Origin of the sequence: Candidatus Sulfidibacterium hydrothermale, assembly GCF_020149915.1 — a bacterium.
Classification (GTDB): domain Bacteria; phylum Bacteroidota; class Bacteroidia; order Bacteroidales; family F082; genus Sulfidibacterium; species Sulfidibacterium hydrothermale.
In genome coordinates this window covers 486,775-499,615 of the sequence record NZ_CP083760.1, presented here as the reverse complement: position 1 = coordinate 499,615, position 12,841 = coordinate 486,775, and the positions used below count along the sequence as shown (strand labels likewise).

At 43.8% G+C, this 12,841-nt stretch carries 7 protein-coding genes; 6 read left to right on the top strand and 1 reads right to left on the bottom strand.

Translation table 11 applies throughout. The features are described from left to right. From LA303_RS01880 to glmS, 6 genes are all read left to right on the top strand, one after another. Positions 1 to 3,186, top strand: coding sequence for an efflux RND transporter permease subunit (locus tag LA303_RS01880; protein ID WP_240526246.1), 3,186 nt, complete (start codon positions 1 to 3; stop codon positions 3,184 to 3,186). A gap of 34 nt (positions 3,187 to 3,220) precedes the next feature. Beyond that, on the top strand, positions 3,221 to 4,660 hold the full coding sequence (locus tag LA303_RS01875; RefSeq protein ID WP_240526245.1) for a TolC family protein: 1,440 nt from the start codon (positions 3,221 to 3,223) through the stop codon (positions 4,658 to 4,660). Between the two features lie 402 nt (positions 4,661 to 5,062). After that, positions 5,063 to 5,980 carry a proline dehydrogenase family protein gene (locus LA303_RS01870; protein WP_240526244.1) on the top strand — a complete coding sequence of 306 codons (918 nt, stop codon included), beginning with the start codon at positions 5,063 to 5,065 and terminating at the stop codon, positions 5,978 to 5,980. Positions 5,981 to 6,071: 91 nt separating this feature from the next. After that, the gene (locus tag LA303_RS01865) at positions 6,072 to 6,884 is read left to right on the top strand and encodes a glycogen/starch synthase (RefSeq protein ID WP_240526243.1); all 813 of its coding nucleotides are present in this window, start codon (positions 6,072 to 6,074) and stop codon (positions 6,882 to 6,884) included. Between the two features lie 103 nt (positions 6,885 to 6,987). Further along, on the top strand, positions 6,988 to 8,241 hold the full coding sequence (locus tag LA303_RS01860; RefSeq protein WP_240526242.1) for a DUF4270 family protein: 1,254 nt from the start codon (positions 6,988 to 6,990) through the stop codon (positions 8,239 to 8,241). Between the two features lie 136 nt (positions 8,242 to 8,377). Continuing rightward, entirely contained in the window at positions 8,378 to 10,216 is a 1,839-nt protein-coding gene (gene glmS / locus LA303_RS01855; protein ID WP_240526241.1) for a glutamine--fructose-6-phosphate transaminase (isomerizing), read from the top strand. A 10-nt stretch (positions 10,217 to 10,226) separates the two neighbouring features. Here the strand turns inward: glmS and LA303_RS01850 are convergent, their stop codons facing one another. Then, entirely contained in the window at positions 10,227 to 12,812 is a 2,586-nt protein-coding gene (locus tag LA303_RS01850; RefSeq protein ID WP_240526240.1) for a lamin tail domain-containing protein, read from the bottom strand. Positions 12,813 to 12,841 lie beyond the last annotated feature (29 nt).

Genomic DNA, 12,841 nt, shown 5'->3' with positions numbered 1-12,841 from the left:
ATGGGTAATTTCTTTGTCAGACGGCCCATAGTGGCCATGGTTATTGCCATTATAATGGTCATCGTGGGTGTTATTTCATTGATCAGCCTGCCGATGGAGCAATATCCGAACATCACCCCTCCGGTAGTGGAAGTGTTGGGAACTTATACAGGTGCCAATGCGGTGAGTGTGGAACAATCGGTTGCCACGCCCATTGAGCAGGAGATGAATGGTGTAGAAAATATGATCTACATGAAATCGACCAACTCCAATGACGGAACCATGCGGTTGCAGATTTCTTTTGAAGTAGGTTCTAATCCGGATATGGCTACCGTATTTGCACAAAACCGGGTATCGGCAGCTACTGCCAAACTGCCACAGGAAGTCACCCGGTTTGGTGTAACTACCAAAAAAATGCTGCCTAATACCATTTTACTGGTTACTTTGACTTCCGACGGCCGGTACGACCAGGACTTTTTGGGAAACTACGCCCTGATCAACATTAAAGATGTACTGGCACGTATTAAAGGTATCGGAAATGTTAATGTATTGGGAGCAGCCGATTATTCTATGCGAATTTGGGTAAAACCCGACCGCCTGGCGCAGTTGGGAATTACCATCAACGAAATTAAAAATGCCATTAACGAACAGAGTAAAATTATTCCGGGTGGAAAATTCGGTGCCGAACCTGCTCCCCCCGGAACAGAGTTTACCTATACAGTTCGCCTTCCCGACCGGCTTGTTTCGGTAAAACAGTTTAAGAACATTATTGTCCGTACCAATCCTGATGGTTCACAGGTAAAACTTCAGGATATTGCCCACGTGGAGCTCGGGGTCGAAAAATACCTTGCCTTTACCCGGGTAAACGGAAAACAGTGTGCCATCATTTCTTTGTACCAGCAACCGGGCTCCAATGCCGTGGAGCTGGCCAAAGAAGTACGCAAAACCATGCAGCATCTGGCTAAAAAATTCCCGGCCGGTATCCAGTGGCAGGTTTCCATGGATGCTACAAAACCGATCTCAGCAGGAATCAAAGAAATTGTGATCACGCTTTTTGTGGCGCTTTTCCTGGTGATTCTGGTGGTTTTCATTTTTATTCAGGACTGGCGGGCTACATTGATTCCTACTATTGCTATTCCGGTATCACTTGTGGGGGCATTTATGTTGTTCCCGATGCTGGGTTTCACCATTAACACTTTGTCGCTTTTAGGGCTGGTATTGGCCATCGGAATTGTGGTGGATGATGCCATTGTGGTGGTAGAAGCTGTACAGGTGAAAATTGAAAGCGGAATGAACTCCAAAGAGGCTACCATTGCAGCCATGAAGGAGGTAACGGCTCCGGTAATTGCCACCACACTGGTATTGGTTGCTGTTTTTATTCCGGTAGCCAGTATGGGAGGCATCACCGGCAGACTGTACCAGCAATTTGCCATTACCATTGCTGTTTCTGTGGTGTTTTCTTCCATAAATGCTTTAACACTCAGCCCGGCACTTTGTTCCATTTTGCTTCGCAAACAACAACCGATGGGTGGCCTGCTGGGAAAATTCTTTAGCTGGTTTAACCGTGTCCTTGACAAAACAACCAAAGGATATCTCAAATACACAGAAAAAGTCACTCAAAACCTTAAACGCAGTGTCATTTTCATTGTTATTCTTACTTTGGGTATTGTATTGGTTGGGAAATTCATTCCGGGCGGATTTATTCCGGAAGAAGACATGAGCTATTTCTTTGTCAACATTCAACTTCCTGATGCGGCATCGCTGCAGCGTTCCAACGCAATCACCAAAAAAGTGGAAGCTATTTTGAACGAACACCGCGATGTCATTAGCTATGTCACCTCTGCTGCCGGATACAGTATGCTTTCCGGTGCTATGGCTCCTAACTCCGGATTTATTTTTGTGAGCATGAAAGACTGGGACAAACGGGATATTACCGTTAACCAGTTTGTTTATCAGATTAACCGCGAGTTTCATCAAAAAATAAAAGGAGCACAGGTTTTTGCTTTTGGTCCGCCGGCTATTCCCGGTTTGGGAAACGGCTCCGGATTCAGTCTGATGTTGCAGGACAAAGGCGGAAACACACCGGCTTATTTGGCCAAACAGGCACAAAAGTTTATTGCTGCTGCCAAAAAACGTCCGGAAATCGGCTCTATTTTTACCACATACCAGGCTAATGTCCCGCAGAAATACCTGAAAATCAATAAAGATCTGGCATTAAAAGCCGGTGTGAATCTGAATGATTTGTATTCGACTATCGGTGCTTTTCTGGGGGGAACTTACGTGAATGATTTTAACCGGTTTGGCCGGTTGTACAAAACATTTATTCAGGCCGAACCCCAGTATCGCGTAAAACAACAGGATCTGAATCTGTTTTTTGTAAAGAACAAAGAAGGCAAAAATGTTCCTCTTTCATCACTGGTCACCGTAAAAGACACTACCGGGCCGGATTACACCATTCGGTACAATCTGTATCGGGCCGTGGAACTTACCGGTCAGCCTGCCGAAGGCTATTCATCAGCACAAGCCATGAGTGCCCTGGAAGAAGTAGCCCAGAAAGTTCTTCCCAAAGACATGGGTTATGAGTGGTCGAACATGTCGTATCAGGAGAAGAAAGCCAGTGGCTCAGGAAATGTCGTCTTTATTTTTGCTTTGATCTTTGTCTTCCTGATTTTGGCAGCGCAATACGAAAGCTGGTCGTTGCCGTTTAGCATTTTGCTCGGAACACCGTTTGCTGTTTTCGGAGCCATGTTGTTCATTTTGTTTGCCCGGATCATCAGCACCAGTTACGAAAACAATGTGTTCATGCAAATTTCGCTGGTGATGCTGATTGCCATGGCGGCGAAAAATGCCATTTTGATTGTAGAGTTTGCCAACATGGAATTTGAAAAAGGACTGAGCCTTTTTGATGCCGCCATGAAAGCAGCCAAACTCCGTTTTCGTCCGATCCTGATGACGGCTTTTTCTTTCATCCTTGGTGTATTGCCGCTTGTGGTAGCCACCGGTGCCGGTGCTGAAGCCCGGAAAGTAATGGGAGTTGCGCTGCTGGGCGGAATGACCGTTGCTACTTTCCTTGGAGTTTTCATGTATCCCATGCTTTTTGTACTGATTGGCAAACTGGCCGGGTATGAGAAAAAACGGGATAAAATGAAAGCCGCCGAAATCACTTCAAATGCGGCCGATGAACAATCGTTGCCCGGAAAAGATTAAATCAGGTTTTGAATAAAAAAATAACAAGATTTTTATGAAAAAGATATTCGTTTTCCTTCTTGCCGGAATGCTTCTCTATCTTTCGGGTTGTAAACTCGGACCTGATTTTGTGAAACCGGTTTACACCGGTCCGGCAACTTTTCAATATGACTCACTAACCAATGACACCATCGTGAATTTAAGATGGTGGGAATTATTTAACGACCCGGTACTGGATACTTTGATCATCAAAGCGCTGGAAAACAACAAAAATGTGATGGTGGCTGCAGCCCGTGTGGAAGCCGCCCGGGCAAGCCTGGGGTACACCAAAGCCGAACAGTGGCCTTCGTTGAATTTCAATGCCGGTGCAGGAAGCGGGAACTCCATTGGTACCGTGCAGTTTAGCAGCTCAACCGATCGTTATTTCGGTTTCACACAAATGAACTGGGAAGTTGGTTTTTGGGGGAAATACCGGCGCATGAATGAAAGCGCCCGGGCCGAATTGCTGGCTTCAGAATACGGACTGCGTACCGTTCAAATCGGACTCATCTCCGAAGTGGCAACGGCTTATTTCACCTTGCTTGATAACATGAAAAAACTGGAGATTTCCAAACGAACACTGGCAGCCCGTGACAGCTCTCTTCGCATCATCAAGGCGCGGTTTCAGTATGGGATTGTTCCGGAGATTGATTTAAATCAGGCCCAGATACAACGAGCCGTTTCAGCGGCAGCCATTCCGGTTTACGAAAGAAACATTGCTTACAGTAAAAACGCACTGGCTGTCCTTTTGGGGAAATATTCAACGGATATCCCGGAAGGGAAATCACTGTTTGACCAGGTAGTTCCCATGAAAGTCCCGGCCGGATTGCCTTCACAGCTTCTGCTCAGAAGGCCCGATGTAAGACAAGCCGAAGAAGTGTATGCTGCCCAAAATGCCCGGATTGGCACAGCCGAAGCCATGCGCTGGCCTTCGTTGAACCTGACCGGACTGTTAGGCGTAGCTTCTTCCAGCCTTTCATCACTGACCTCTTCCGGACTGGGTTGGTCAGTAGGCGGAACCTTACTCGGACCGGTTTTTGAATTTGGGAAAAACAAACGCCGGGTGGAAATAGAAAAAGCCCGCACCAAAGAAGCTTTGCACAACTATGAAAATGTAGCAATGCAGGCTTTTAAAGAAGTGGAAGATGCGCTTATTTCCATTCATACACTCCGGAAAGAATTAATCGCCCAGCAACAGCGTTCTGTGGCAGCCATCAATGCCGAAATGCTTTCGTATGAACGTTACGATAAAGGACAGACCAGTTATCTCGAAGTGCTTGAATCGGAACGTCAGAGCTTTGAAGCCCAACTGGCCCGTTCGCAAACCAAAGCCGCGTTGCTCAATGCGTATGTAGCTTTGTATAAAGCCTTGGGTGGCGGATGGCTAACCCCGGCAGAAGAAAAAGCATATCAGCAAAATACACAACCCGGAAATTCTCCTGGCACGAAAAAGTAGAAAAAACCGGGTAAATCTTTGACAAAAACAGAAGGCTCTTTTCAAGCTGAGCCTTTCTTTTTAACCTTTCTTCTCTGCACTTTATAATCCTTCGCAGGTTTTCTTTCCACGAAAATCTGCGAAGGATTGCAGAAACAGATTTTCTCCACAAACCAAGGTGCCGTATTCCGAAAATTACTTCGTTTTAAACGAGTTGGCGAAACAAACTCCCGGAGAAAAGTTGTTATTTACACAAAAGCGAATACCATTTTGGCATATCCATTGATAAAAGATAACATACAGCCACATAAACTATTTACATACAATTATTTACAGATTGTTTGTAAAAATTATAAATTAGAAAATCAATACATTACAACCAGAAAATTAGAATTAATTTTGTAGCGACAAAAAATTACAGCTATGATGTGGTTCAATAAAATGATTGCTTCCATCCTGCCGCATATGCCCAAAAGGTTAGTATGGATTTTCTCCAAACGATACATTGCCGGACAAACCATTGACGATGCCGTCCGTGTTTCCAAACAGCTGAATGCAGAAGGTTACATGGTTACGATTGATCTTCTTGGCGAATTTATTACCGAGTTGCATGAAGCCGAAAAAAACCGTGATCAATACCTGAATATTATCGATACCATTCAAAAAAACCAGATCGACGGAAACTACTCCTTAAAACCCAGTATGTTCGGCCTATTATTAGACGAAGAAGCCTGTTATCGGAATATTCGTGAAATAGTAGCCAAAGCCGTGTCGTACAACAACTTCGTCCGTATCGACATGGAAGATTCATCGTGTGTCGACAGAGAAATCAAGCTTTTCAGGCGACTGAAAGAAGAATTTCCGAAAAATGTCGGATTGGTGTTGCAGGCTTATATGCGCCGGACCCTGGATGACTTAAAAAATCTCTCCGAATTGAACAGCAAAGACAATCCGTTGAATTTCAGACTTTGCAAAGGAATTTATGTGGAACCGGAAGAGATTGCGTATAAAGATTATGATGAAATCAACCGGCACTATCTCGAAGATCTGGAGTTCATTTTAAAGAACGGAATGTATCCAGGAATTGCCACCCACGATATTCCGTTAATTGAAGGAGCATACCGGCTTCTGGAAAAATACAAAGTCCCGAAAGACCGGTATGAATTTCAGATGTTATACGGCGTAACGCCCGGCTTGCGAAAAAGCATCATTGAAAAAGGACACCGGCTAAGAGTGTATGTTCCCTTTGGTGAAGACTGGTTTCCTTATTCCACAAGACGTTTAAAGGAAAATCCAAAAGTGGCTTCCGATATTATGAAAGCGCTTTTCATACGGGGATAATTCATTCTGCAGCGTCTGATAAAGTCTCTTTTCCGGGATAACCATTTTTTCATTACCTTTGCACAGCTTAAATCTCTAAATAACCAATTCTATGCAGAAGAAAAGAGTACTTTATGTGTTTCAAGAGATTATGCCCTATTTACCTGAATCGCACATGAGTAAAATAGGACGTTTCCTCCCCCAAAAGATTCAGGAATCAGGAAAAGAAATCCGGGTTTTTATGCCTCGTTTTGGTCTTGTCAACGAAAGACGAAACCAATTGCATGAGGTTATCCGACTTTCGGGAATGAACCTGATTATTGAGGACATTGACCACCCGTTGATCATCAAAGTAGCTTCCATTCAGCAAGCCCGGATGCAGGTTTACTTTATTGAAAACGAAGATTTCTTCCATAGAAAATTTATATTTAGAGATGCTAAAGGCAAGTTTTTTGACGATAACGATGAACGGACCATTTTCTTTTCAAGAGGGGTTCTCGATACCGTGAAAAAACTGGGATGGGAACCGAACATCATTCACACCAACGGATGGTTCTCCGGTTTACTGCCCCTTTACGTACGGACACTTTACAAAGACAATCCTTTATTCAGCGACAGTAAAATTATTGTTTCGCTTTATAATGATGGTTTTGAGGAAAGTTTTGCTCCGAACTTTGTTGAGAAAATAAAAGCTCCGGGGATTCCCGATAAAGCACTTCAATACTACAAAGAGGCAAATTACGTTTCTCTTATGAAAAGTGCCATTGATTTTGCGGATGCATTTATCATAGGAGAAGATAACATAAATACCGAAGTGCTTGATTATGTTCAGGCTAGCGGAAAACCTATTCTTGAATATCAGGGAGATGAAGATTATTTTGATGCGTATAACCAGTTTTATGACGAGATTTTGGAGAAGGAGTAAATCGTGCTGCGGGAAGAAAAACCCCCTGTTTTTCATAAACCTTTTCCTGCTATTTTTAATTTTAGGTTTTTTTAACATTTCCTGTTCGAAATATCCATCGAAGGTGGGTGCCGACCTAATGCCCAACAATGCCTTATCCATGCATTTTAAGCAGGACACTTTCCGGGTATATTCCGTACCGATCGATACCGTACGGTCCGATGAGTTATTTCAAAGTTTTATTGGAAGTCTGAATGATCCTGTTTTCGGCGAAACCGATGCGGGTTTCTATTCAAAAATCTTACCGGTATCTGTCGGACACCGTTTCGGAGATCATCCCAAAACAGATTCTGTAATCCTTCAACTGTATTATGGCACGGTTTACGGTGACACCAATACCACTTTCCGTGTCCATGTATACGAAATGAAAGATGATATCCATTACGACAGTGTTTACTACTCCAATAAAAAAATAGCAGTATATCCCACTGATTATGCCGATGAAACCTTTCAACCCCATCCGAATAATTACTATTTATTTCCCACAGGGATAGATACGATTATGGATACGGTAAGACATGTAATCCGGCTCAACTTAAGTCATCTGTCCACAGCACTTGGAGATAAATTACTCAATGCGGACACCGCTATTCTGGATAGTAATGAATTGTTCATGAATTATTTCAGAGGCCTGTACATTACAGTAGATCCTGTAACCAGCGGCGGAGCTTTAGCTGCATTTATCACCAATACAACCCAAACCGTTTTAACGGTGTACTACCGAAACGACACGGCTGATTCGCTTCAATACAGCTATGTCATGAATGCGTACATGGCACGGATTAATTATTATCACCACGATTACAAAAGCGGGGATCCTGATTTTGTAAAACAAGTAGTAGACGGAGATACTGCTTTGGGACAAAAGAAATTTTATGTTCAGGGGCTGGCAGGAGTACGAGCCATATTTAAATTCCCACACATCCGGGATTTAAATAAACTGGGAAAAGTGGGCATTAATGAGGCCAAACTTGTTCTTCCGGGAGCAGAAGATCCGCCACCCGGTCTCGACGCACCACCATCTCTGGTTCTTGCAGAAATTACCAGCGACACCACATTGTCTCAACTACCGGATGAAGGAGAAGGGCCCGATTATTTCGGCGGAGTTTACAACAGTGAAACCAATTCGTACACCTTCCGCATCACCCGTTATCTGGAATCGTTACTTAAAGATACAACTCTTGAGGACAGAGGGCTGGCACTTTATGTGGTAAACAGTTCCATTGCTCCCAACCGGTTTATCTTTAACGGACCGGAATATTCCGGAGACTCAGCGCGGCGTGCACAATTAAACATTTTGTACACCATTGTAAAGTAAATTTTCCTACTTTTGTTTTTTAACAAAATCCTTTGTTTTTGTTTTCTTTTTAAACAAAGGACCTTGAAAGAAGGTGTTTTTTAACATAAAAAACCCTTGCTATGTTATTTCTTTTCATGATTTTAAACCCTTAATTATGTGCGGAATCGTTGCTTACATTGGTCCGAGAGAAGCTTACCCTATTTTAATGAAAGGATTACACCGGTTGGAATACCGTGGATATGACAGTGCCGGCGTAGCCCTGCTTGACCAACAATTGTCAGTATATAAAACCAAAGGTAAAGTATCGGATCTGGAAAAATTTGTATCCGAAAACAATAAAAACGGACATGTGGGAATTGCCCATACGCGCTGGGCTACCCATGGCGAACCCAATACCGTAAATGCCCATCCCCACGTTTCGCAGGATAAAAAACTGGCCATTATCCATAATGGAATTATCGAAAATTATACCGCACTAAAAGAGGCGTTAATTGAACGGGGATACCGTTTTGTATCAGAAACCGACACCGAAGTGTTGGCTAATCTGATTGAAGACATTCGTAAAAATGAAAAAGTGGGACTGGACGAAGCAGTACGCATCGCCCTGAACCAGGTAACCGGCGCCTATGCCATTGCTGTTCTCTCCGAAGAAGATCCTGACATGCTGATTGTAGCCCGTAAAGGAAGCCCGATGGTCATCGGAGTGGGTGAAGACGAATTTTTTGTGGCCTCTGATGCTACTCCGCTGGTGGAATACACCAAAAAAGTGATTTACATGGAGGAGGAACATGTGGCTGTATTGCGCCGCGGCAATCAAATGGAACTTACCACCATCCGGAACCAGAAAAAAACACCCTACATCCAGGCACTGGAAATGGATCTCAGCCAGTTAGAAAAAGAAGGCTATGACCATTTCATGCTCAAAGAGATTTTTGAGCAACCCCGATCCATTCGTGACAGTATGCGTGGACGTTTACACGCTTCCAACGGTTGGGTTTCGTTGGGAGGAATCGTCGATTACGAACAAAAAATCGTCCAGGCCAGACGGATTCTCATTATTGCCTGTGGTACATCATGGCATGCCGGACTGGTAGGCGAATACCTGATTGAAGATCTGGCCCGAATTCCGGTAGAAGTGGAATACGCCTCCGAATTCCGGTACCGTAATCCAATTATTGATGAAAACGATGTGGTTATCGCCATTTCACAATCAGGAGAAACAGCAGACACGCTGGCTGCCATTCAACTGGCCAAAGAAAAAGGAGCAACCATTTTAGGGATTTGTAATGTGGTTGGATCTTCCATCGCCCGTGAAACCCATGCCGGTTCGTATACGCATGCCGGTCCTGAAATCGGGGTCGCCTCCACAAAAGCGTTTACCGCTCAGGTAACCGTTTTGTCTTTATTGGCCCTGCGTTTAGCCCGGTTAAAAGGAACGCTGCCCACTTCCCGTTGGATGGAGCTTGTTCACGAGTTGGATATTATCCCTGAAAAAGTAGAAAGGGCCCTCCAAAATGACGACATCATCAAGCAGATCTCACAGGAATTTAAAGACGCAACCAACTTTTTATACCTTGGGAGAGGATATAACTTCCCCGTGGCACTTGAAGGCGCACTGAAACTAAAGGAAATCTCGTACATTCACGCCGAAGGATATCCGGCTGCCGAGATGAAACACGGGCCAATTGCCCTGATAGACAAGAACATGCCCGTTGTTTTTGTGGCACCGTCTAACGGAATTTATGATAAAGTGGTCAGTAATATTCAGGAAGTAAAAGCCCGGAATGGTCGTGTCATTGCCATTGTCAGCGAAGGCGATGAAGTCATCAAAAACATGGTGGATTACGTCATAGAAATTCCTAAAACTGATGAAATTTTCACACCGTTACTGGCCAGTATTCCTTTGCAAAAACTGGCTTATCATATTGCTGTTTTACGGGGCTGTAATGTGGATCAACCCCGCAACCTGGCAAAGTCGGTAACGGTGGAATAACCTTTTGCCGTTACAGTTTAGTAGCCAAAACCGCCGTTTTTTTGAAACGGCTCACATGACCTTTGCCATCAAAAACCTGAAAATACAAAACATAAATCCCGACAGGGGCTTTTGTCCCGTCATCCTGTAAACCATTCCACGCAAAAACACCTTGCGTTCCGGTATATTCATTGTTCACCAAATGTCTGACACACTGTCCGGAACGATTAAAAATTTGAATGGTCAGGGTATTTCCGGATGTTTTGAACCGGTAATAAATATGAAGTAAATCCTGATAACCGTCATCATCCGGTGAAAAAATTTCTGGTTTTATTGTTACTTCTCCGGCAATAGAATTGTTTAACAACGGAGCAGCCTGTGAATTACGGTAACCCGGAGTACCAAACCCGGCACTTTCTGCTGCCGAGTGCCAATTATCACGATGATTTGTCGGGGCATCGGGACAAACACGTTCCAGAGCCACTCCCTGCGTATAATTTAACAACGGATATTGCATTTTTTCAGCATAATCAAAAGCATCAATTTTATACAATTGCCGGTACAACAACACGCTTCCTTTATCTTTTTTCAATTTAGGAAAGGGCAAAACTTTCAAAAAGGCACTGGGATTTTTGATCCGGTACTGACTTTTTACCTTTTCAGGCGAAGCGGTTAACACCACATAATCGCCCGGGAAAAAGAGTTTTTGCTGTAAACAGATCGTATAAAAAAGCGAATCCGGCGGATTGGGCGGAACGTGTTTTACGGTTCCCAATAATAAATCGGACAAATCGATGATCTTATTTGAACGGTTATACAGTTCTACATAATCGCTGCCACCTTCCAAGGGGTAAAACAGCACTTCATTGATAACAACATCCATTTTTTTCGCCGGTTGGGGAATCCCAAAACGAAGAGAAGTATCTTGTATCATAACTCCGGCACAATTTTTCAGCTTTTCGGAAAGGTTTAAGGAATAGACTGTTGCCGTGTCAATGGCCGGATAAAAAGAGAGGGTAACTTGCCGGTTTTCATCGGAAACACGGAGCCTTTTTATCTGAATGGTATTCGGAACAACCGAATAATTTTCCGGATTTTTCAAGGTCGATGTATCCATACGTTGCGAAAACAAAAGCTGTACCGTTTGGTTATCCGGAACAAAAAGAGCGGTTACTTCCGGATGAAAAATCAGATCCCGGTAAACCGAGTTTTGTTTTCCCGGTGTTCCTCCGCGCAGATCTTCCGAAGCACGCCAGTTATCTGCTGCAGAACAAATATTATCCGGATTGATTTGCTCCAGTGACCATCCCCCTTTGGCTTTAGATGCATCACCGTACCAATCCGTAGTATATCGTACAGCATGAATCAATGTTCCGGCACAATCAAAAAGCTGTAATTCTTCGCCGCTGTTGGTCAGGCTGAAGCGGGAAAAACCATACGTTTTACCATATCCGGCCAAGGCATTCACAGCATCTGTTTTACAAACAATGATATAACCTCTTGCCGGAAGGGTAACCGTGTCAAAAGTCCGGACAGATTTTCCAAGTACAAGGTGCCAGCCTTTCAGGTTCAGGTCAATCGTATCCCGGTTAAACAATTCGAGATATTCCACCGGAGGCAATCCGACCACCGGTGTCGGATCGGCCATAATTTCGTTAAAAACCACATTTCCAAATTCCGGTTTCACATAACGGAACATACGTGTTTGTCGGGGCATTATGTTTCCTGAAACATCAGCAATTCCTGAAACAGAAAGCCGGTACAGGGTATTGCGCTGAAAAGGTTCTGAAAAGCGAAGTTCAATTTTTTTCTTGTGACCGGAAAGTATGATTTCTGAAAGATTTCCTGCAGCAGGTTGAAGTTGGAATTCTGCTTTTTGTACAACAGATAAACTGTCGAGTGTTTCGTTAAAATAAAGATAAAGCGTATGATCGCCGGAAATAACTACACTGTCAATAACCGGAGGAATCGTATCGAAAACCGGCGGTCCGGCATAAAGATCATCAAAAAATACTTTCCGGGCATAAGAAACCGTATACCGGCAAAAAATCCCTAAAGAACCTTTTTTCAGGATTTGTCCGTCCTTTCCCGTGGCTTCCTTTTCAAAGTGGTTACCGCCGGTTTTATCCGAGTAAAGCGTCCAGTTTCCGGAAGAATCACAAGTCACTTTTATCCGGAGGGCAAAAGGCCGGGCAATTTCGCCATCAGTACCCCGGCAAACCGTTTTTAATGTGGTACCCGTTTGATGAAAAAGCGTAATGGCATCGTGTGTACCTTTTTCGCCCAACTGAAGAAAATACCCGTTTGTCATTTTCGAAAGTTGTGTGCAATCTGCAATCAGGTAAAACCGGATGTAATTTTTCGACGAAGGGCTGAAGGCTGCCTTTACCCAAAACTGCCATTCGGCAGAGCGGGGAACCTGAAAAGGAGTAGAAAGCCAGGCCGTATCAGCAACAGTATCATTTAATTGCAATTGATGGGCATCGTTGACACGAAAACGGTTTAAGGTGCCTGTCCACGGCAACGGTTGTTGTAAATCGGGGCTGTTAAATGAATCGGAAATTTGAGCCGTGCCCCAGAGAGGGAACAACAGCAAAAGAAATAAAAAAGGTTTCATTATTTTGGTAATTTTGCAGCGTTTGCTGT